This is a genomic window from Methylobacter arcticus (assembly GCF_050917435.1).
Taxonomy (GTDB): Bacteria; Pseudomonadota; Gammaproteobacteria; order Methylococcales; family Methylomonadaceae; genus Methylobacter_A; species Methylobacter_A titanis.
The window spans coordinates 1,842,374-1,862,958 of sequence record NZ_CP159583.1; the positions used below are offsets into that span (position 1 = coordinate 1,842,374).

Genomic DNA, 20,585 nt, shown 5'->3' on the forward strand with positions numbered 1-20,585 from the left:
GTAAAGCTTTAATAGTTTCCGGGATTCAAATGGATACTTCAATACACACGATGCAAACGTTATTTTGTCAATTAGGTATGGCAGGCGACGAGGAACAAATTAATGCTTTTATTGAAAAGTACAGACCGTTACCCCGTAATATTGCCTTGTCCGAGGCAGCTTTCTGGAACGAAGCACAGGCTGCGTTTCTGGCTGAAGCGGTAGCAGAGGATTCGGATTGGTGCGAGCTCGTGGATGAATTAGATTGTTTGTTGAGAGAAAATTAAGCGGGTAAGTATTATTCAAGTTAAAAATTTCGATGATTCTCTATTCTTGATAACGCTTCCCTATTTACTTTGAACTTATCTCAAGCAAATTTTATTCCAACCTAACTGAGTGAAAATCATCCATGTCATCTCCCAATCCAACAATCGCTATTCTCTATGCATTTGCTGCTAATTTAGGCATCGCAACGGCGAAAACCGGTGCTGCTTTCTGGACTGGTTCAAGTTCTTTAGTAGCCGAAGCGATTCACTCGTATGCCGATTGTGGAAACCAGGTATTACTGTTTATCGGTATGAAACGATCTGAAAAAGAAGCGACCCGCAAACATCCCATGGGTTTTGGACGGGAATCTTATATCTGGTCCATGATGGTAGCTTTCATATTATTTTCCGTAGGTGGCGTGTTTTCCATTCATGAAGGATGGCAGCGATATACTCTCCCGCATACTGTTGAAAATGAGGGTGTCGCATTGCTTGTTTTGCTGATTGCGTTGAGTTTGGAATATTTTTCATTAAAAACGGCGCTGGCGGCAATCCAACAAGAGAAAGGCACGCACTCTCTGTGGCAATGGTTTAAAGAGACTCAGTCCAGCGAATTGATGGTGGTTACAGGTGAAGACCTGGCTGCCTTGACAGGACTTGGGATTGCGCTGGTAATGCTGGGTCTGACAATGATTACCGGCAATACCGCCTATGATGCAGCAGGTTCGATTTTAATCGGGGTTTTATTGATTACAGTTGCCGTCGTGGTGGGTACAGAAGTGCATTCCTTGCTGCTCGGTGAGGCGGCTGTTGATATCAGCGATAACGTACAGCACTATCTGGAGAGCCAGCCCTGTGTGTTACAGGTGCTGAATGTGTGGGCGATCAATCACGGCAATAATGTCATGGTTACCATTAAAGCCGAACTTCAACCCGATATGACAGTTATGAATGCAGTTGATGAAATCAATGCGATGGAACGGCAAATCAAGCAAACGCATACGCGGGTTAAATGGATATTCTTTGAGATTGATAACGCTGGTTAAGTTATTTACGTTTACTTGCCTGACTTTCTTGCCCCATGTTGTCCCAACAAGTAATGAATAAAGCCGCAATGATGGGACCTAATACAAATCCTGTTAATGAAAACCAGGCTAATCCACCCAGGGTTGATACCAGTACCAGGTAATCTGACATTTTACTGTCTTTGCCTATCAGCCGCGGCCGCAGAAAATTATCAAGCATACCAATGACTAAAATACCGACTGCCAAAACGATAATCGCATTTAACGTTTGACCTTGTAAAAACAGAATTAATGCAGCGGGGGCCCAAATTAGCGTGCTGCCTACCGGCAATAAAGATAAAACTATCATTAACATACCCCATAAAAAAGCAGCGGGAATGCCTACAAACCAAAATAAAAATCCTCCGATACTGCCTTGTATCACAGCGACTGTTAACCCGCCTTTAACAGTCGCTCTGGCTACGCTGGTGAAACGTTCAAATAATTCTATTTCGATCCCGTCACCTATAGGAATTAGAGAGATGAGTTTTCTTATCAATTGATGACCATCCCTCAATAGAAAAAACAGAATGTAGAAGGACAAGGCAAATTGAACGATCAGATTTAACAGGTTCTGGGTCAATGCGGGAACTTGTTGCGCTATATATTTTACTGCCTGTGCAAAGGCATTCCCTGCTGAGGCGCTTATCTCCTCAACGCTTAATGTCTCCATATGTGAAAGCTTATTAAATTTTGGTAAAAAAAGCGCGAGAATTTCTTGGAAATAGACTTGAGGATTAATTTCCCCAACTTGAATTTTTTGATAAAGGATTGTGCTTTCCTCCGTTATCATCAAGATTATGGTCAGCAAAGGGATCACAAAAACCAGAATAATCATCATCATGGTTAAAAACAAAGGTAGTATTTCCGAATTTTTAAAATTTTGGCGAATCCGCTGATACACAGGATCAAAAACTACCGCCAGAATGATGGCCCAAAAACAGGCTAATAAAAAATCCTTAATCAATAGGAAAAATGATACCGTTACTAACAATACAAGGGTCAGAAAAAGAATATAAGGGGTATTTTTTTGCATGGAAAACACTTTGAAGCAAATGAAGTATTTTGGCAGCCTATCACAACTAGGATAGGCTGCCAAAACTGTTGAAAATCAGAATGAATGCTATCAATCCGCCATTATCAATTCAGGTGTAATCATTATATTACGCCTGGAAGTAAAAGAGGTTCGACGCCCAAGTGCAATTGCACCCTTATCAAGCGAGTGTTCTGACCCTCGATTCCCGCTCCCACTGACGTGTTTTAGCTGCGGCAATGAAGTGATTCAGGTTACCGATGTCAATCACACCTGCGTCTTGTTCGATAGCGGCTGTTTTCAGTAAGGCTTCGCCGCCTTTGTCAACGCCGATCGCTTTCAGATGACCGAAGGCGTCGCGCACGAAATCGATGGCGGCGGATTCCTTGCCCAATAATGCGGCTGCTTGGTCGGACAGGATGATTGCGACCGCGTCGAACATCACCGACGGCGTACCGGCTAATTGCCCGTCGACTTTCAAAAGCGAGCCGTCGGCAAGTTTCGCTTCGCCGATTTTCGCGGCGATAATCTTTACTGTTGCGCCGGCAGCAGTGACTGCCTGCTTGACAGCGTCGATGCTTGCCGCGTCCGATCCGTCCGCAATTAGTATCCCGACCGCACGGCCCTCAAGCGTGTCCTTCATCTTGCCGATAAGTTGCAGCGCCGGGGATAGGTCTAAGTCCTGAACTGCAACAACCGCAGCGGGCGCTTGTGGCAGCTCGCTCATCCCGAGACCGGAGGCAACCCGTTGTGCAAGGTCCTCTTCGATATGGCGCAGGTGACCAACCATGGCCTCACGGATATGCGGATGCTCGACTTTCGACAGCTCAAAGACCAAAGCGGAGGCAAGATGCGCCTGTTCGAAGGCGTTTTGGCTGCGATAGAATTGTCGCGCCTGGCTGTAATGATCGGCAAAGCTCTCCGCCCGAATCCGGCCTTTTACGCCGGTCTCCCCTAACGCCGCGCTGTAAAAGCCAGCCTCCGGTTGCTCGTGTGGGGAATCCGCTGCCAGGGTATTCGGTTCGTAGGCTACGCGACCGACCGGTTGCGCCATTTGCATATGACCGTCGCGCTGATGATTGGCGAACGGACACTGCGGCGCATTGACGGGTATCTGATGAAAATTCGTCGAACCCAGACGGGATAACTGCGTGTCCTGATATGAGAACAGGCGCCCCTGCAATAATGGATCGTTCGAGAAATCGATGCCGGGCACGACATGGGACGGACAGAACGCCACCTGTTCCGTCTCCGCAAAAAAATTGTCCGGCCAGCGGTTGAGTACCATGCGCCCGATAACTTGCAACGGCACCCATTCTTCAGGTATCAATTTGGTCGGATCGAGATGATCGAACGTGAAGGCATCGGCTTCTTCTTGGGAGAAAAGCTGAACCGCCAATTCCCATTCCGGGAAATCGCCGACGCTGATCGCATCGAACATATCGCGGCGATGAAAGTCGGAATCGGCACCGGCAATCTTGACTGCTTCGTCCCAGAGGGTCGATTGCAAACCGAGTTTCGGCCGCCAGTGGAATTTCACGAATGTCGATTCGCCCGCTGCATTGATCAAACGGAATGAATGAATACCGAAGCCTTCGATCATCCGTAGCGAACGCGGCAAGGTGCGGTCGGACATGATCCACATCACCATATGCATTGCTTCCGGTGTCAGTGAAATATAGTCCCAGAAAGTGTCGTGCGCCGACGCTGCCTGAGGAAAGCCACGATCGGGTTCCATTTTGACTGCATGCACGAGGTCGGGAAATTTGATGGCATCCTGAATGAAAAAGACCGGGATATTATTGCCGACCAAATCCCAGTTGCCCTCTTTCGTGTAAAACTTGACGGCGAAGCCGCGAACATCGCGCGGTGTATCGGCCGAACCGGACCCGCCGACCACAGTTGAAATACGCGTGAACAGTGGCGTTTGTTCGCCCACTTCAGTCAACACTTTGGCGGTCGTGTATTTTTCCAGGGATCGGGTCAGTTCGAAGAAGCCATGTGCGCCCGTACCGCGTGCATGGACGATGCGTTCCGGAATTCGCTCGTGGTCGAAATGAGTGATTTTTTCGCGCAGGATGAAATCTTCCAACAGCGTCGGACCGTTCGGATTAGCTCTCAGGGAGTTCTGATTGTCGGAAATCGGCAAACCCTGATTGGTTGTTAACGCCGGCTGATCGCCGATGGCAGTCTGGTGCCACTCTCCGCCTCTGCCGACTGAAACGGTTACGTCTTCCGGCCCGGACTTTGCCGGTTTGCCCTTGACTGGTTGAACCCCTGTATTTGCTTTGGTCATCATGAATCTCCAATTGATTTTGCGCGACGGCAACGCGGATATATTGCTACCTTCTATATTCGACTTTAAAAAATCATCCTGTATTTGTCGGCGGGGGTCTGTGCGTTGCCGCACACAACAGCTTCCTGATTTTTGGATATGAAAAGAAGGTAACTTTTTAAGCTATGAAAGACTATATGCCGCCTTATTTCGGCATAGCGGGGGTCACCCGCCATACGCTGTTGCCAACGTCATCGGCGACAAGCAGTGCGCCTGCTCGGTCTACGGCCACGCCGACCGGACGGCCCAGAGCCTCACCTTGCGCACTGACAAAACCGGTGAGTATATCCTCAGGTGTCCCTGCCGGGTGTCCGTCGGCGAACGGCACAAAAATCACTTTATAACCACTACGGGGTTGACGGTTCCATGAGTCATGCTGACCGATGAAGGTCCCGCCCATAAAGCGCTTCGGCAATAAATTGCTCGTATAGAAGACAAGCCCGAGAGAGGCTGTATGGGCGCCAAGCGTATAATCCGGCGCAATTCCAGGTCAGGCCGTGGCGGCTTCACTCTCGTATCGGCATGCTGGCCGTAATAGCTGTAGGGCCATCCGTAGAAGTCGCCGTCTTTTACCGAGGTCATATAGTCGGACACCAGGTCAGTGCCGATCTCATCGCGTTCGTTGACGGTAGTCCAGCGCGCCACTCTGCGGTTGCGAAGCAAGTCCATTCGGGTTGCGCAAGCCCGAGGCAAAGATCCGCGAACGGCCGGCCTGTTGCCGGATCAACCATCCAGATGGCGGCGCGGTTGACTTCGTTTTCCATACCATTCTCGCCGACATTGCTATTCGAGCCGACCGTGACATACAGACGCGAACCATCACGGCTGGCGATCACATTTTTGGTCCAATGACGGTTGATCGGTGCTGCGGGCAAATCAAGCACCTTTACGCCGGGCTCATTGATTTGTGTTTCACCGGTGCGATAGGGAACATGCCAAAGGGTGAGTTTAGCCCCGGCAGGGAAAGGAAGACTGTTCGCGTTTCCGCGATGCCGTCGCCATTTGCGTTGCGCAACAGGATGATGCGATTAGCGCTCGGTACGCCCGCCCCCGCGTATTTCATGGTCCGCTTCATCAACCAGCCCTTAAGGCCTTTGCTATCTTCGGGCTAGGGTGGGGCATTGGTTTCGGCAACCAGTACATCGCCGTTGGGGAGAACATAGAGCCAGCGCGGGTGGTCGAGGCCAGCCTTTGGCCGGGGCTACATTGACAGTAGGTAATAGCGTGAGGTTCGGCGGTGGTAGCGTCGGATGGGGACCGACGCCCGCCTGTTCCGGCAATGTCGCGACGTCACCACAGGCGTCAAGATTCAGTATTAACAGGCAGACGAGCAGGCGAAAAATGAAACGTTGGTGCATTCGGCATCTCCGGTTGGGAGGTAAAGGGGAATTAACGGCGTAAATAATTCAATTTGATAAATGTTTGAAATCGTTCGGGCTGAGCCTGTTACCTTCTGGTCTTTGGCCAGGCTCATGCCGAATGCAGTTAGTACTTCACGGGGCCGGTCAATAATTAGGTTGTCGATTCCAGCCGGTTTGTGTTCCACCCTTTCGCTTCAATGTTAGTGCAAGCTATTGCCAAATCATTCCAAAGATTGTTGCCCCCATTGAAGTCATTTTTCAGGGTTTATTGCGATAAAACCGATTGAGCCCCTCGCGCTGTAATTCCAATGTATTCGTAGTGTCCGGCCAGTGTTTCTTATCAAATCCCGGAGCCAATGTTAAGGTGGATTTATTCAAATCGAGGACGTAATATTCTTTATTGAGTGGACAATTAAGCGCTTTCCAGGGAACAATAAAGAGCTTGTCCCCCATACCCAATACACCGCCGTAGGAAAGAACGGCATAGACTACTTTGCCACTCCAAGGATCGAGTACTAACTCCTTGATGTCGCCGAGATTATCTCCGTTGGGATTTTTTACAGGGGTACCGATGATCTTGCTGGCCCGGGTCACCTGCTGCATCGACTCGTTGGGCTCCTGGACACGTTCGGCCGACTCTCCTCGTCTCTCTTGCTTTTGTTCCTTCTGCGTTTCTTTGACCGCACAGGAAGTAACCACGAATGTCGCACTCAAAAACAGCACGGTTACACTGGGATTTAATGTTTTCATACTATTCTCCGATTCCTTAAATCGATCTCAGTAAGATTACAGATTTACTCGGTACGTTGTGACGTTCTTAAACCCAAACAAACTCTAAGCGAAACATCAGACGCGGTCGGTACGTTAACGCACATACTATCGCATACCAGTGATATGCCTCGAGCTCCCCGAATTTGTTTGGTTCTGATGAATCGAGCCGGTATAGGCAAGTTGTTATCGCAACCAGTCGGCACTCTTGGACAATGGCCGGTTTTGCATACGCGGCAGAAGAAAGATAAAGTCGGCGATATGCCGTCAATAAAGCCATACCGTCATGAGGCAGTTGCAAACTTAATCCGTAACTATTCCTACCGCACCTAAGCGGTTCTAAATAGCCTGCGCATTTAAGGATAACCCTGAATCTATGTGCGTTAACGCACCGAACACATTCGGTTTAGCGTGTATTGTTATCGTCAAGCGATGGAATACATCATTTCAGGCTTTGGTTATGACCATTTGGTCATGGCTAAATTAATTATCAGGAGACACTCATGAACAAAGATCAAGTAAAAGGCCGTGTCGAAGAAGCCAAAGGTAAAGTCAAGGAAGTCACCGGCAAGGTGCTGGACGACAAGGTTATGGAAGTAGAAGGTAATGTCCAAAAAAACGTCGGCAAGGGGCGAGCTGGCTTTGGTGATCTCAAGGAAGATATTAAGAAAAACAAATAAAACGAGCACTGCTGGACTGTGCCGCCGAGTCCATACAAATTGGCCTGCCGCAGGACAGAAACGAGATATTAACAAAAACCTATTTCACAGGAAATAAACATGAAAATTACTAACATGAAACTCACCGGTTTATGGGCTGGCATCTTTTTGACCTTAGCCTCCTTTGGTGCTTATGCCGGGGAAAGCCACATGACGGAAGCGCTCAAGCACGCAGAGGCCGCAGCTAAAGCCGACGATAGCAAGGCTATCGTAGAACATGCGGAGGCAGCGAAGACCCATGCGAAAACCGCCGATGAACATTTGGATGCCGGCATCACGAGCCTGAATGATGCTATCGATCACGGCAAACTAAAGCATACCGACTTGGCGAAGAAATCCGCCGAAGAAGCCGTAACACATTTGAAAGCCGCGCAATAACAGAACCTCGGTTTCGGTAACACAAGGAACGGCGGGTGAATAACCCGCTTTTTTTTGCCATTTTAAAATTGCACCAGCGCCGGTCGATAAAAATTGCCAAACGCACAAATTATAGACCGCGCCAAGCTCATGTTGGGGGCTGGCTGACAGGTGTGTCATGTTGAACATGCCCGGCTATCGCTTTGACCTTCGGCGGCTATCGGTTGCATTGGAAGCCGATGTCATCGGCTGGGATTGCTGTTCGGACGTTTGACCCGACAAATCCCGCTGGTAGAAGGCCTTCATTAACCAGGCTAGAGGTAAGGCCGTGTATAAGGTGTGGATCGAGGTCATGAGGTTCAGCGCAGTCCTCAAGGGTGTCGTCTCGGTAGTGCGTAGCTTACCGGCAGTGCCACGGGATTGGGTGGTTTGGCGCTGGGTAATTTCGCCAAGGATAAAACCGATGCCGCCAGCCAGCAGTAAAGTGGCCGGAGCGGTCACCTGTTGATGTATGTTTCGGACCAACGTGGCGGTGCGAACTCCGACCCTTCGTTGACGGTTCAATAACTCTCGCTCAGCCTCTCCGATTTGAGTCCTCAGAGACAGAGACTTGGGTTTGTTTCGCTTTAGAAGGTGGGCCTTAATCATGACTTCTCCCTATCCCGTCGCTCAGAAGGCGGGGTCTGAAAACTGCGAAGGGTCGCGGGAAATTGTAGATAGCGGCTCTTACGGCGTATCACGCCAAATAGTATAAGCGCGAGCAGCAAATTGAAAGCGACGGCAAGCAGTATGGCGCTACTCGTTGCCACGACGTCATGCTCGACCAGTTCCAGCACGGCGGCGGCCATGAGTCCTAGCCAGGCACCAATCAGCAACACGCCAACCATCACTCCGGCCACAATCATGTCCACCAGGCTCTTGCCCGCCCGCTGCGTTTCCAGCCCGGCAAGCCGGAAACGAGCGTGGGTTAACCCGCGCAGCTCATGCCATAGCGATTGAGCATCTTCCAGCATACCGGAGCCGCTCCCCGGATCGCCGCGCGTTTCAGTTTGAACAGGCGTTTCATCCTTTAGGGCGTCGTGCTTCATGAGGTTTGACGGTCTAACGGCCGCTCAAAACGCGGCTCAGCAGAAAGCCGGCCGTCACTGCGATACCCACTGACGTTATGGGGTTGTCGCGAACATAAACGCGGCAATCCTCCAGCAATTGCTGCTCGGCATTTTTGAGTTGCTCGCCTTTTTTACCTAGCGCTTCTGCGGCCTGATTGGTTGCGCTGGCGACCTTATCGACAGCCTCATTTGTGGAATTAGCCGCTTTGTCTATTATTTCCATGATGTTTTCCTCTCTATTTAAGCCGCAAGTCTCATTTTCGGCGTTCGGGTTCATGTTTGACGATCGGTCTAACGTCGGTTCAGCAGAAAGCCGACCGCTACTGTGTAACCCAGGGATTGTAGCGGACATAACTGAGGTATTTCTTCATCAATTGCTCCTCGGCTTTTTTCAGTGCATCGCCTTTTTCGCCAAACGCTTCCGCAGCCTGATGGGTCGTACTGGCGAACTTATCGAAAGACTCATGTGCAGAATTAGCTGCTTTGTCTGTTGTTTCCATAATAATTTCCTCTCTATTAGAGCCGCAGGTCAGTTGCGGCGTTCGGATTCATGATGTTTGACGATCGATCTAAGGTCGGCTAAACAGGCGGCTCAGCACAAAGCCGGCCGCTACCGCGATACTCACCGACGTCATGGGGTTCTCACTGATATAACTACGGCAATTTTTCATCAATTGCTGCTCGGTTTTTTTCAGTTGTTCGCCTTTTTCGCCAAGCGTTTCTGCAGCCTGGCTAGTCGCATCGGCGATCTTATCGTAAGCCGCATGCGCGGAATCGGATACTTTATCTGTAATGTCCATGGTAATTTCCTCGTCTATTTAAGTTGTATTTCATTCTGGACTGACTTCGCGCTTCCCGTGCCACCGCTTTAGTAATTATCAGCACTGGGATTCATCAAGCCGCAGGGCTGCCTAAGCAGAATGCCATGTTGGCAACACTCAACGCGATTGGGCTTTCCTGGCCTTGACCGGCTCGGCTTCGCCTCTTTCCGCCTGCAACTCGTGCTTGCGTTGGGTCAACGCTGCACCTAGAGCGGCGGTGTCGACTTTGGCTTTCTTTGCCTTGAGAAACATTTTTTCCTCTTCTTCCTTTACATGATGATCGATGCTCTCGCCGAGCACGGTAACCGTTGCGTCGTAGTGGTCGTGTGCTGGTGTCATGGCCTCTAGTTGCGCAATGAGGTTCTTGGCTCCGGCATGTTCCACATCAGCTTCGTCCATCAAATCGTCGTCCTTGATGGCGGCGCGAACCGCCGGGTAAAAGATTTCTTCCTCGGCTTGGGCATGGATAGTCAGCTCCATGCATATCTGCCGAACCACTTCTGCTTTTGCTTTATCGCTGCCATCGCCCTTGGCGAGTTTAGCAAAATCCGCAAATAGTTTTTTTACCTTCTTGTGGTCTTCAGTGAGTAACGTGATGGCGTCCTCTCCGTGCTGCATGGCGGGTTTAAGTGCGGTCTTCGTCATAACTTTGTCCTCAAAAATTCTAAAGGCCAACTTGGGGGTTCCAAGTCATGCGGCTGTTTACGGCTGCGGAATGTCGCGGGCTGCCCCCCCCCCGGACCGACTCAGAAGCTATGTCCCTAGGCGATGGTTCGTCTCGCTTGTAGCTATAGTAGGTTCGTCATTCCGCTAAGTCGGTTCGTTGCCTAACATAGCGTAGGATTTTTTTTGCGGGCTCGGAAACCCCTGCAAATCGGTGACGGCAGCAGACCCCGAATTTATGAAATGATCATCGATCGAGATTGGCCTGGTGCCATTGCAGGCATACTGCAGAGCCTACCGGGCAATAATGGACCGTTGTTCTTGAAAATGCCGGGCTCAGAGGCGTCGGTTAAAAAGCAATCCTGATTAGCAATTGGCCATAAGACAAACCCACGGCAACGCTGTACCGAAAACAGCCCACATCAATACGGACTCGAAGTTCAATAGAACAAGACGCTTTCATTGATCAATTCTGAAACAAAGTCATGGAGGAGGATCATCCATCCAGCTCGTCTGCAATCAGAACCCCGGCTTCAGCATCATTCCGGCAAGTGCGTATGATTGACGTAGATGACAAGGGCGGCATTTCAAGTCGAGTTATACCATCGGGCGCCAAGTGCTACACCCTCGTTGGGTCTCACAATGAGTCTTTAAGCTACCTTGTCATCTACACAAGTATTGGAAGGTTTACCGAAGGAAAATTGAACTAAAAAAGAAATTTGGGAAATCAAAGTAATTTTCAAAAAACCTGAGTCTGGCCAGATAAAAATAGTTTATCTCCAATGTTCGACAACGCACCGACTCTTAGACGGTTTTCCCATAAATTATACCAGCTTTCATCAGGATGTTTTTTAACAGCATGTTTGAATGTAAGCCAAAATCAATAAAAAGACATACATATACACGAATATTTTAGGAGATGTGTCATGGGTAAATATTTTATAGGCTGGCTGGTAGGCGTGCCGGTGATTGTTTTGGTCATTATTTACTTTTTGTTCAATCATTAATCAGTAAATTGTTGGTTTACCCACCTGCCGTCATTTAAAAGACTGTAAAGGTCGGTGTGCCATCTCTGGTCAGCATGGTTTTGAAATCATCAGATGTTAAAACTTAAACTGATCCTTTTGCATTTTTTATAAGGAATCCATTATGAAAGCAACAGAGAAAACCAATACAGTCGATGATACCGTTGACCTCCTTAGATCAGGAGCTCACTCGACTGTCGACAAAGTAGCCAATGCAACCACTCAGGCGGCAGAAGTGTTGGGTCAAAAAGGCGAGCAATTGAAAAAAGTGGAGCAGCAATTTTTAGAAAACTGCCGGGGTTACATTCATAAAAACCCGGTAGCTTCATTAGGTATAGCCGTCGGATCCGGTTTTCTGTTAAGCCGTCTGATGAGCAGTCGCTAGACCATCGACCTGGTTGCCGTGCGATAACAGGTTTTACCGAGCAACAGCGGATTAACGATGCCGTTTGTGGTTAGGTAAAGTGGGTGGTTATTCGTTGAATCAGAAGGATAAAGCCGATGCCATTCAATTATTTCGAAAAAGAAACACTCACTATTTAGGAGATCACTATGTCTACACGCATATTATTAGCTATGTTCACTTTGACGGGCAGTTTAATAATGATGATGGGTACTGTTCGAGCCGAACAGAATACCGCCATCTATTTGGCGGCCGACTCAGCATTGGAAAATACCGAGATCAATGTTCGCGACAAGGATAACACGACGTTAACCCCGGAAGATCAAAAGGAAACCGAAGGCGATATCAAAATCACGGCTGCCATACGGCAAGCTGTGGTTAAAAATGAGTCGCTATCAGTCAATGCGCAGAATATAAAAATCATCACCCGTAATGGCGTGGTGACTTTGCGCGGGCCTGTTGAAAGTGAAGCCGAAAACATGAAACTGCAAGACATCGCCAGGCAAACGCCTGGGGTAATGCAGGTAAATAATCAACTTGAAATTAAAGCGCCGTAAAGGCCCAGGAGAATCACATGAAAGCAGTTTTTTGTATCGCCCAAAATACCGATCAGGCAGAAATCATTGTTAATGACCTGACTAGGGCTGGTTTTTCATACAATGATATATCGGTGCTGTTTCCCGACAAATCCACCACCAAGGATTTTGCGCATGAAAAGCACACCAAAGCGCCGGAAGGGGCTGCTATCGGTGGCACAGTCGGTATGAGTACCGGCGCTGTGCTCGGCTTGCTGGCCGGGATTGGTGCTTTGGCTATTCCAGGCGTCGGTCCGTTAATCGCCGCAGGACCCATTATGGGTGCCTTGAGCGGAGCGGCAGTAGGCGCTGCCACCGGCAGTTTGGCGGGTGCTTTAATCGGGCTGGGTATTCCGGAGTATGAAGCCAAACGCTATGAAGGAAAAATCACGGGAGGCAATGCTTTGATTTCTGTCCATGCGGCTACCAGCGAAGCCGTTGATAAGGCAAAAAAAATATTCGAGCGCAACCATGCCGAGGATATTTCCTCAACTGAAGAAAAGTCAGTTTAAGCTTGATGATGCTATTGCGCCTCATCAAGAAATAATCACGTGGTAGGAGTTTTATTATCTGATGTTACGCACCGACTACGAATTATCAATAACTTATGGTCATTTTTTGCTTTGTAAGTTATTGATTTTTGGTTTGCCTGCGTAACATCAGTTATTATGCATAACATTGAAACACTCAACAAATTGCTGAAAAATGAGTTATCAGCAACGGAAACTTATCAACAGGCTATGGATAAACTCGGGGAAGATGCCGAACTAGGCGGATCGGAGTATCTAGAGCCAATTTATGAAGATCATAAAGATGCGGTTTCCAGTTTACAGGAACAAATACGTCAACTCGGGGCAACTCCCGCTGAGGGCTCAGGCGCGTGGGGAACTTGGGCGGAAATAGTCCAGGGAGGCGCTAATATGCTGGGTAAAGAAGCTGCACTAAGGTCTTTACAGGGCGGAGAAAAAAGTGGCGCAGAAGCTTATGAGGAAGCGTTGCAGGAGACTGAGCTGTCTTCAGATATTCGCTCTTTGATTGAAACAAAGCTGCTGCCTGCTCAACAAGCGCATATTCGAACTTTGGATCGGCTTTTGGGCGCGGAAACTGATTAGGTTTTCCAGCTTAGCAGGCAGTTTTTAAATGAAGTCAGCGTGAACTCAAATTGATTCGCGCTGGATTTATTTATTGTGTGACCGGATTTTAAAGAAAAGCCCAACTCACTTAATTACTATTAAAGCTGATCAGCAAGGATCGTCAGCTATACGAATCCATGTCGGTATGACGCCTACTTGAGGGGTTGCCAGTGTGACTGATATTGTAAATTGATAAGACGTTAATTGTCTTAATGTAGCGGAATAGAAAGAAATGGCGAAACACAAGTAATGAATGTATTGCTGCGATATTATGCGGCGAAGCCTTTTTGATATTTTTTCAATAGGAGTCACCTATGTCTATATTTAATGCTGAAGATTCAACAAGATCTAGCCTGGATCGCGTCCGTAGTTCCACCGCTGCCCATGTGAACGAAGAAATAGATCATCAAACGGATATAAATATTCACCGTTATAAAGGCAAAAGCAGGGCAGAAATTCTTGAGCGTATTCAAATGCTGGATAAGGAATGGGATATAGAGCGAGTGCTTGAGGTCAATGCCTCTACTTTAGCCCTATCCGGCCTGATACTTGGTTTAACCAAAAATCGAAAATGGCTATTCCTGCCCGGCATTGTTTTGCCGTTTCTTTTGCAGCATGGCTTGCAAGGATGGTGCCCTCCCTTACCCCTATTACGCTGGCTTGGTATCCGTACCCGGGGAGAAATCGACCGTGAAAAATACGCGCTTAAAGCCCGACTGGAGAAAAGCTGAGCTGAGTTGATTCTATTTAGAACAAACTTTTGTTACAACGAATACTGCTAAAAACCTACCTGATGAGCAATAATCTTTAGCCAATTTGTAACAAATACATAACTCACATTCATGTTGCCTGGATAATACCGGCACAAATCTGTCTGTAACAGATTTGCATTAACCCGAAGGGTGTCAGGAAAAATAAAATGACGTGAATCCATGCTGGTATAACATTGTCTTCGTTTAGCTGAAGCCGCTGATAGGACAGGTATCAGTAAAAATTTCTTCAAAACAAACAGTGATTACCTGGATAATCAGGCACATTGTTGATAACTGTTTTTATGTCATTACCTCCAATGTAGAGACAAAGGTTAAATACTAAAGTTTCGGAGTTTAAAAAATACAGCAAGGCATTGATAAATAAATAATAAAGTGTCCTACAAGAGTATAATTACGGTTAGTTGAAGACCCAATCAAACTCAAGTAGGACGCTTAATGAATCGTGCCACAAAAATGACAGAACTACCAGCGCTCACCGTAGATTTTCTGAACGCAAAGGGAATATTAATCGATAACGTCTTCGCCAGCCTCTGGCGAGAAACCGGCATGAAAACCCTGTTAAGCCGCGCCGGCTTTAACAAACGGTCAGGGACGCCGATGCATGAAGTCATCTATGGACTGATGCTCTGGATATGGCTGAAGAAAGAGTCCATTGGCATGTTTGCTCGGGAAGGCTTGCAGGGCGCCATGGGCAAGGATGTCTTCTATGGCACGATCAACCGGGAAGACCTGAATTGGCGAAACTTTCATGGGCAGACCGCTGCCAAGACAGTCCAGGCCTTTAAAGCGCCCGGCAAAAAAGCCTTCGTGGTCGATGACACCGTTGCGGGGCGGTTTGGCAAAAAGATGCCGGGCATATCGAGCCATTTCGACCATACCCGCGGGCGGCACATGATGGGGCAGCAAGTACTGACATTAGGCTTAAGTTGCGATGAGGGCTTTGTACCGTTGGACAGTGAATCGTTTATTAGCCCGTAGTAAGGTTAAAACCACCGCCTTTTAGGCGGTCAGATTTATCTATGATTTTTTGACGTATGATATTGCTCTGAACTGAAAAGTAGGGGGGCTTATGGATTACCGTTATGGAAGTCATACTGTTTTTAAAATTCAATATCATTTTGTATTTGTCACAAAATATCGTTATAAGGTGTTGAAAGGTGACGTTGGTTTGAAAGTTCGTGAACTGATTAGGCAAACCTGTGAAGCCTTTGAAATAGAAATTCTGAAAGGCGTTATCAGTCAGGATCCTGTCCATATTTTGGTTTCTGCGCCACCCAATTTGGCACCGAGCGAAATTATGAGGCGAATCAAAGGCAGGTGTTCGATGAAGCTGTTCGAGAGTTTTCCTGATTTGAAAAAACGCTATTGGGGTCGTCACTTCTGGGCACGGGGTTACTTTTGCGTGACTTCTGGTGAGTTGACAGATGAAATGATAAAAAATTATCTGGAACATCATTTTGAACCCAAAGGAGATGATAATTTTAGGACAGAGTCATGAACGGGTCTTATGACCCGTATCCGGGCTTTAGTCCATTATACGAACCCACCAGCTTTAGCTGGTGGTTGTTCAGTCCCCGACATTCCAGCCACTCCCTCAACTCGTTTGTGTCGTAAGCTCTGTCCGCCAAAACGGCTGAGGCATTAACGTTTTCCAGCAAGGGTATCGCTCGCTTGCATTCAGCCTCTTGCCCACCTGTCAGGATGTACTTAACCAGCATGCCCAAGGCATCACAGAGCGCGTGAACCTTGCAGCCAAAACCACCTTTGGAACGTCCCAGTGCTTCATTCTTGGCGGAGCTATTTGCCGCCCAGCCGCACAGGCATGCGCTCTAATCACCGAGCCATCCATAGAAACATCCTGTAAATCAGCCACTTCAGAAAAATGACTTAAGAGCTTCTCCCATCCCCCTGCGTCAGAATAGTTGTCGCCTCAAATTTTAAGAAAAAAGAAAATTTGAGATTAGAAATGAAAAAATATAAACGGTATTCAGCAGGCTTCAAAGAGCAGGCATTGGTAAAAGTTTACAGTCGTGGCAATGAACAATCGATTCAGTCCGTCGCAGACGAATTGAACATCAATTTAACTACCTTGAAGGCTTGGATGAAACAAAGCGAACAGGACGTCAATAAACCTGCACAACCGAAATCAAAACGCCCCGAGGATTGGAGCCCAGAAGAACGTCTTGCCGCTTTGCAGCAAAGCTATAGTTTACTTGGCGAGGACTTAAATATCGGATGCCGTGAACGAGGCGTTTTTGCCCATCAACTGGACCAGTGGAAAACTGATTTTTGTAGTCAGGGTGACTCGGAAGACCCGCGTGAAGAAGCACGAGTCTTACGTGCATTGAAAGTGGAAAATCAAAGCCTTGAGCGCGAACTATTGCGTAAAGACAAGGCACTGGCAGAAGCCGCAGCGCTCTTGGTTCTGCAAAAAAGTTCCGAGCGCTCTTGGGGGGAGAGGTCGAATGACTACCCACGAAGAGCGCAAGCAAGTGATTGTTTTACTGAATGAATCGATAACAGCGGGGGTACGCCAAGCTAAAGCCTGTGAAGTGCTAGGTTTGAGCGAGCGTACCTTACAACGCTGGCAGGTTAACGGGACTGTCTGCTGTGATCAACGTCCATTGCGTAACTATCAACCGCCACACCAGCTGACAGCAATCGAGCGCGCCGAAGTATTGGCTGTCGCCAATTCCGATGAATTCGGCCATCTGCCACCGAGTCAGATCGTGCCGCGGCTAGCCGATCAAGGTAGCTATCTGGCTTCTGAGTCGACCTTCTATCGCATACTGCGAGAGGAAAATCAGCTTGCCCACCGTCGAAGCGAACGCCCTGCTCAAACACGTACCAAACCGCGTGCAATCTGTGCCACAGCGCCTAACCAGCTCTACAGCTGGGACATTACCTACCTGCCATCGCTTATCCGCGGACAGTTCTTCTATCTTTATCTATTTGTTGATATTTTCAGTCGAAAGATTGTCGGTTGGCAGGTGTATGAAGAAGAAAGCAGCGCCTTGGCTGGCGAACTGTTACGCGATCTATGTCATCGTGAAGGCATACAGTCAAAACAGCTTATCCTGCATTCTGATAACGGCAGTCCCATGAAGGGATCGTCTATGCTGGCAACCTTGCAGCAGCTCGGTGTTATGCCTTCCTTTAGTCGGCCGTCGGTGAGTAACGACAATCCTTACTCAGAATCGTTGTTTAAGACCTTGAAATATCGCCCTAAATATCCGTTAAAGCCATTCGCCGATGTCACAGAAGCACGTCAATGGGTCATGGGGTTAGTGGAATGGTACAACAACGAACATCGCCACAGCGCTATCCGCTTTGTCACCCCAGCGCAACGTCATGAAGGTTTGGATGAAAACCTTCTGGATAACCGTAAAACCGTCTACGGGGCTGCTCGTGCTAAACATCCGCAACGCTGGAGCGGATGCACTCGGAATTGGCAAAGAATCCAAGCAGTCCACCTTAACCCTGATAAGGCCGAAACAAAAAAAGATGAGGCCAGGGAGGTGATTATTCAGACCCAAAAAGCAGCGTAAGTTTTAACCGTCGAGGCGACAACTACATTGACAATTTCCGCCCATGCGCCATTGGTGCACCAGCGTGAAAATCGCTTGAAGATGCTATTCCACTTACCCTGCGTTGGCGGCAAAATCCGCCACTGCGCTCCCGAACGTAATATCCATAAGCAGGCACTAATAAATTGTCTGCAAGTATCTGGCTGACCGATACGAATGCCTGTCAATTTCTTTAAGTTTGCCAATATACGCGCCCACTCTTCATCGCTTAAATTTATCCGGCTCATGTTACCAAAAATAACAAATTCTACCTGATTGGCGAAACGTCAACAGAACCTAGCATTGCCGAACTCAAACGTTATGAGTATTCAAAATAATTATTGCCCCCGTCTCACCTTCGGGTTTGGGTCGTAAGAATCCGATCAATTCACAGCATTGCGTCAATTCTGGAGCCAGGCTTTCATTTGCAATTAAAGTGAGCCCGCGACAATGAAATGCAAGCCGGTGCCGATAAATGCAAGCTCATTTGCAGATAATGTGAGCCGGAGTATATTTTCACTTGCAATTATTGTGAGCCAAAAACGGCGCTGATTGCGAGCCCAACCGATTTCAAAAGCGAGCCGTTACAACTATTAATCTGTTATGACTTGAGTTTGGTGTTTAATTTACCTCATAAAACTCTTTAATATCCGATAGTTGTTACATTTAAAGACTGTCAAATCACCGGATTAAACGATATAATTGTGTACAACAATCATCCTGTTAGAGAATACAGTGGATATTAAAGAATACATGAAAATGCTTGGTCAGCAGGCCAGGAAAGCAGGACTGAAAATAAGCCGTACCGAGTCTGGTCAAAAAAACCTGGCCTTGCTGAAAATTGCCGAAGCCATTGAAAATGGGCATGAATTGTTGATAGCGGAAAATCGCAAGGATTTGGATGCAGGCAAGAAAAATGGCCTGGATACGGCTTTGCTGGATAGGCTGGAATTAAAACCAGCCGGTATTCAGGCAATGGTGGAAGGTTTAAAACAGGTCGCCGCATTACCCGATCCGGTCGGTGAAATCAGTGACTTAAGCTATCGGCCTAGCGGCATACAGGTAGGCCAAATGCGTGTACCTTTGGGCGTGATTGGCATTATTTACGAATCCCGTCCCAATGTGACGGTCGATGCGGCGGCTTTGTGTCTTAAATCGGGTAATGCCTGTATTTTAAGGGGCGGCTCCGAAGCCATATATTCCAATCAGGCGATTGCCGCATGCATATCTCAAGGTCTGGAAGCGGCAGGTTTGCCGGTGGATGTCGTGCAAATCGTGGCGACCTCAGATCGCGCGGCGGTAGGCGAATTGATCACCATGAATCAATACGTCGATGTGATCGTACCACGCGGCGGCAAAAGCTTGATCGAGCGTATTTCTAAGGACGCAACGATTCCGGTAATTAAACATCTGGACGGTATTTGTCATGTTTATATCGACGATAAAGCTGACCTAGACAAAGCGGTAAAGATTGCTGTCAATGCCAAAACCCATCGCTACGGTGTTTGCAATGCAATGGAAACCTTGTTGGTTGCCGAGAGCATTGCCGCAAAAGTATTGCCGCTATTAGCTGAAAAATACAGTGGAAAAGGCGTTGAATTACGCGGCTGTCTTAAAACCTGTTCCCTGATTCCTGCGTGTATTAGAGCGACAGAAGAAGACTGGGACACCGAATATCTGGCGCCGATTTTGTCGATCAGGATTGTTGACGGCATCGATCAGGCGATGGAGCATATCAATCAGCACGGCTCAAGGCATACCGAAGCGATTGTGACCGAAGATTACACTTTGGCGCGTCGGTTTTTACGGGAAGTGGATTCCAGTTCGGTGATGGTGAATGCCTCGACCCGCTTTGCTGACGGTTTTGAATATGGCCTAGGTGCTGAAATCGGCATCAGCACCGACAAGCTGCATGCCCGTGGCCCAGTGGGTTTAAAAGGATTGACCTCGTTAAAATATATCGTGCTAGGTGACGGCCATATCAGGCAATAGATGATCGGTATCTTCGGCGGCACTTTCGATCCTGTTCACTACGGACATTTGCGGTCAGCGCTTGAAGTTAAGGACATCTTCGGGTTAACTGAAGTTCGGTTGATTCCCTGCGCTAATCCGCCGCATCGCGAGCAACCAGCCGTAACAGCGAAGATGCGCGTGCAGATGCTGGAGCTGGCCATAAAAAATCAGCCGGATCTGAAAATTGATACCAGGGAACTGGACAGATATGGTTTGCATCAAGCACCGTCGTATATGGTCGACACACTGGAGTCTTTAAGGCAGGAGTTTCTAACCGACCCCTTATTATTGTTTATCGGCACTGATGCGTTTAAATATTTAACTGGCTGGTATGAGTGGCAGCGGTTATTTGACTATGCGCATATTGTAGTAATGACCCGGCCGGGTATTGAAACACAGACACTCAATGATTTTTTAAAAGTTCGATTGACTGGAGAAATCAAGGATCTGATGCAAGTGATCTCAGGAAAACTATGCTTTTCACACGTCACCCAACTGGATATTTCGGCAACGGCTATCAGGAATATAATTGCAAGAAAACAAAATCCGGGTTTTTTATTACCCGATGCTGTCATAGAATACATCAAGCAACACCAGCTTTACGAGACACATTGATCTCATT

Annotated in this window: 29 protein-coding genes; 16 read left to right on the forward strand and 13 right to left on the reverse strand. The window is 47.9% G+C overall.

Going from position 1 to position 20,585, the window contains the following annotated elements; translation table 11 throughout:
- Nucleotides 1–29 precede the first annotated feature (29 nt).
- Nucleotides 30–266: a DUF2789 domain-containing protein gene (locus ABXJ76_RS08810; protein ID WP_432746136.1), complete on the forward strand. Its 237-nt coding sequence runs from the start codon at nucleotides 30–32 to the stop codon at nucleotides 264–266.
- A gap of 122 nt (nucleotides 267–388) precedes the next feature.
- Nucleotides 389–1,291: a cation diffusion facilitator family transporter gene (locus tag ABXJ76_RS08815; protein WP_432746138.1), complete on the forward strand. Its 903-nt coding sequence runs from the start codon at nucleotides 389–391 to the stop codon at nucleotides 1,289–1,291.
- 1 nt (nucleotide 1,292) lies between these two features.
- On the opposite strand, the gene ABXJ76_RS08820 is transcribed toward ABXJ76_RS08815, so the two are convergent.
- From ABXJ76_RS08820 to ABXJ76_RS08830, 3 genes are all read right to left on the reverse strand, one after another.
- A complete protein-coding gene (locus ABXJ76_RS08820) occupies nucleotides 1,293–2,345 on the reverse strand; it encodes an AI-2E family transporter (RefSeq protein WP_432746140.1) in 1,053 nt (350 codons plus the stop codon).
- A 178-nt stretch (nucleotides 2,346–2,523) separates the two neighbouring features.
- Nucleotides 2,524–4,638: a catalase gene (locus ABXJ76_RS08825; protein WP_432746142.1), complete on the reverse strand. Its 2,115-nt coding sequence runs from the start codon at nucleotides 4,636–4,638 to the stop codon at nucleotides 2,524–2,526.
- 184 nt (nucleotides 4,639–4,822) lie between these two features.
- A complete protein-coding gene (locus ABXJ76_RS08830) occupies nucleotides 4,823–5,077 on the reverse strand; it encodes a hypothetical protein (RefSeq protein WP_432746144.1) in 255 nt (84 codons plus the stop codon).
- Between the two features lie 274 nt (nucleotides 5,078–5,351).
- On the opposite strand from ABXJ76_RS08830, the gene ABXJ76_RS08835 reads away from it, so the two are divergent.
- Complete coding sequence (locus ABXJ76_RS08835) at nucleotides 5,352–5,789, forward strand: hypothetical protein (RefSeq protein WP_432746146.1); 438 nt, start codon at nucleotides 5,352–5,354, stop codon at nucleotides 5,787–5,789.
- A 203-nt stretch (nucleotides 5,790–5,992) separates the two neighbouring features.
- On the opposite strand, the gene ABXJ76_RS08840 is transcribed toward ABXJ76_RS08835, so the two are convergent.
- Nucleotides 5,993–6,223: a hypothetical protein gene (locus ABXJ76_RS08840; protein WP_432746148.1), complete on the reverse strand. Its 231-nt coding sequence runs from the start codon at nucleotides 6,221–6,223 to the stop codon at nucleotides 5,993–5,995.
- A gap of 73 nt (nucleotides 6,224–6,296) precedes the next feature.
- On the reverse strand, nucleotides 6,297–6,788 hold the full coding sequence (locus tag ABXJ76_RS08845) for a PRC-barrel domain-containing protein (protein ID WP_432746150.1): 492 nt from the start codon (nucleotides 6,786–6,788) through the stop codon (nucleotides 6,297–6,299).
- A 177-nt stretch (nucleotides 6,789–6,965) separates the two neighbouring features.
- Between ABXJ76_RS08845 and ABXJ76_RS08850 the strand changes: the two genes are divergently transcribed.
- From ABXJ76_RS08850 to smbP, 3 genes are all read left to right on the forward strand, one after another.
- Entirely contained in the window at nucleotides 6,966–7,139 is a 174-nt protein-coding gene (locus ABXJ76_RS08850; protein ID WP_432746152.1) for a hypothetical protein, read from the forward strand.
- 170 nt (nucleotides 7,140–7,309) lie between these two features.
- Entirely contained in the window at nucleotides 7,310–7,486 is a 177-nt protein-coding gene (locus ABXJ76_RS08855) for a CsbD family protein (RefSeq protein ID WP_432746154.1), read from the forward strand.
- 99 nt (nucleotides 7,487–7,585) lie between these two features.
- Complete coding sequence (smbP, locus tag ABXJ76_RS08860) at nucleotides 7,586–7,903, forward strand: small metal-binding protein SmbP (RefSeq protein WP_432746155.1); 318 nt, start codon at nucleotides 7,586–7,588, stop codon at nucleotides 7,901–7,903.
- 174 nt (nucleotides 7,904–8,077) lie between these two features.
- Here the strand turns inward: smbP and ABXJ76_RS08865 are convergent, their stop codons facing one another.
- From ABXJ76_RS08865 to ABXJ76_RS08890, 6 genes are all read right to left on the reverse strand, one after another.
- On the reverse strand, nucleotides 8,078–8,383 hold the full coding sequence (locus ABXJ76_RS08865; RefSeq protein ID WP_432746157.1) for a hypothetical protein: 306 nt from the start codon (nucleotides 8,381–8,383) through the stop codon (nucleotides 8,078–8,080).
- 143 nt (nucleotides 8,384–8,526) lie between these two features.
- Nucleotides 8,527–8,970, reverse strand: a complete 444-nt coding sequence (locus ABXJ76_RS08870; protein ID WP_432746159.1) for a phage holin family protein — start codon at nucleotides 8,968–8,970, stop codon at nucleotides 8,527–8,529.
- A gap of 13 nt (nucleotides 8,971–8,983) precedes the next feature.
- Nucleotides 8,984–9,214: a glycine zipper domain-containing protein gene (locus ABXJ76_RS08875; RefSeq protein ID WP_432746161.1), complete on the reverse strand. Its 231-nt coding sequence runs from the start codon at nucleotides 9,212–9,214 to the stop codon at nucleotides 8,984–8,986.
- A 97-nt stretch (nucleotides 9,215–9,311) separates the two neighbouring features.
- Complete coding sequence (locus tag ABXJ76_RS08880) at nucleotides 9,312–9,491, reverse strand: DUF883 domain-containing protein (RefSeq protein WP_432746163.1); 180 nt, start codon at nucleotides 9,489–9,491, stop codon at nucleotides 9,312–9,314.
- Between the two features lie 69 nt (nucleotides 9,492–9,560).
- Nucleotides 9,561–9,791 (reverse strand): DUF883 family protein, encoded by a 231-nt coding sequence (locus ABXJ76_RS08885; protein ID WP_432746165.1) that lies wholly within the window; start codon nucleotides 9,789–9,791, stop codon nucleotides 9,561–9,563.
- 138 nt (nucleotides 9,792–9,929) lie between these two features.
- Nucleotides 9,930–10,457 carry a hemerythrin domain-containing protein gene (locus tag ABXJ76_RS08890; RefSeq protein ID WP_432746167.1) on the reverse strand — a complete coding sequence of 176 codons (528 nt, stop codon included), beginning with the start codon at nucleotides 10,455–10,457 and terminating at the stop codon, nucleotides 9,930–9,932.
- A gap of 1,167 nt (nucleotides 10,458–11,624) precedes the next feature.
- Here ABXJ76_RS08890 and ABXJ76_RS08895 point away from each other — a divergent pair.
- The 7 genes from ABXJ76_RS08895 (at nucleotide 11,625) to tnpA (ending at nucleotide 15,882) form a co-directional block, all read left to right on the forward strand.
- Entirely contained in the window at nucleotides 11,625–11,885 is a 261-nt protein-coding gene (locus ABXJ76_RS08895; protein WP_432746168.1) for a DUF883 family protein, read from the forward strand.
- 167 nt (nucleotides 11,886–12,052) lie between these two features.
- A complete protein-coding gene (locus ABXJ76_RS08900) occupies nucleotides 12,053–12,460 on the forward strand; it encodes a BON domain-containing protein (protein WP_432746170.1) in 408 nt (135 codons plus the stop codon).
- Between the two features lie 17 nt (nucleotides 12,461–12,477).
- Nucleotides 12,478–12,990: a hypothetical protein gene (locus ABXJ76_RS08905; RefSeq protein WP_432746172.1), complete on the forward strand. Its 513-nt coding sequence runs from the start codon at nucleotides 12,478–12,480 to the stop codon at nucleotides 12,988–12,990.
- Nucleotides 12,991–13,146: 156 nt separating this feature from the next.
- Complete coding sequence (locus tag ABXJ76_RS08910; RefSeq protein WP_432746173.1) at nucleotides 13,147–13,590, forward strand: DUF2383 domain-containing protein; 444 nt, start codon at nucleotides 13,147–13,149, stop codon at nucleotides 13,588–13,590.
- A 335-nt stretch (nucleotides 13,591–13,925) separates the two neighbouring features.
- Entirely contained in the window at nucleotides 13,926–14,342 is a 417-nt protein-coding gene (locus tag ABXJ76_RS08915) for a hypothetical protein (protein ID WP_432746175.1), read from the forward strand.
- A gap of 477 nt (nucleotides 14,343–14,819) precedes the next feature.
- Nucleotides 14,820–15,362, forward strand: a complete 543-nt coding sequence (locus tag ABXJ76_RS08920; protein WP_432746176.1) for a transposase — start codon at nucleotides 14,820–14,822, stop codon at nucleotides 15,360–15,362.
- Between the two features lie 91 nt (nucleotides 15,363–15,453).
- The gene (gene tnpA, locus ABXJ76_RS08925; protein WP_432741254.1) at nucleotides 15,454–15,882 is read left to right on the forward strand and encodes an IS200/IS605 family transposase; all 429 of its coding nucleotides are present in this window, start codon (nucleotides 15,454–15,456) and stop codon (nucleotides 15,880–15,882) included.
- 7 nt (nucleotides 15,883–15,889) lie between these two features.
- On the opposite strand, the gene ABXJ76_RS08930 is transcribed toward tnpA, so the two are convergent.
- A complete protein-coding gene (locus tag ABXJ76_RS08930; RefSeq protein ID WP_432746178.1) occupies nucleotides 15,890–16,102 on the reverse strand; it encodes a transposase in 213 nt (70 codons plus the stop codon).
- Nucleotides 16,103–16,350: 248 nt separating this feature from the next.
- Here ABXJ76_RS08930 and ABXJ76_RS08935 point away from each other — a divergent pair.
- Nucleotides 16,351–17,932 (forward strand): IS3 family transposase gene (locus ABXJ76_RS08935; protein ID WP_432746179.1). Its coding sequence is split into 2 segments (ribosomal slippage): nucleotides 16,351–16,814 and nucleotides 16,813–17,932, totalling 1,584 coding nucleotides; the frame shifts between segments, so codons are not numbered across the junction.
- Here ABXJ76_RS08935 and ABXJ76_RS08940 read toward each other — a convergent pair.
- Nucleotides 17,911–18,198, reverse strand: coding sequence for a transposase (locus ABXJ76_RS08940; protein ID WP_432746181.1), 288 nt, complete (start codon nucleotides 18,196–18,198; stop codon nucleotides 17,911–17,913). The two genes, ABXJ76_RS08935 and ABXJ76_RS08940, sit on opposite strands and share 22 nt — an antisense overlap.
- 505 nt (nucleotides 18,199–18,703) lie before the next feature.
- Between ABXJ76_RS08940 and ABXJ76_RS08945 the strand changes: the two genes are divergently transcribed.
- Nucleotides 18,704–19,942, forward strand: coding sequence for a glutamate-5-semialdehyde dehydrogenase (locus ABXJ76_RS08945; RefSeq protein WP_432746481.1), 1,239 nt, complete (start codon nucleotides 18,704–18,706; stop codon nucleotides 19,940–19,942).
- Nucleotides 19,943–20,578, forward strand: a complete 636-nt coding sequence (nadD, locus tag ABXJ76_RS08950; RefSeq protein ID WP_432746183.1) for a nicotinate-nucleotide adenylyltransferase — start codon at nucleotides 19,943–19,945, stop codon at nucleotides 20,576–20,578. It abuts the gene before it with no gap.
- Nucleotides 20,579–20,585: the final 7 nt, after the last annotated feature.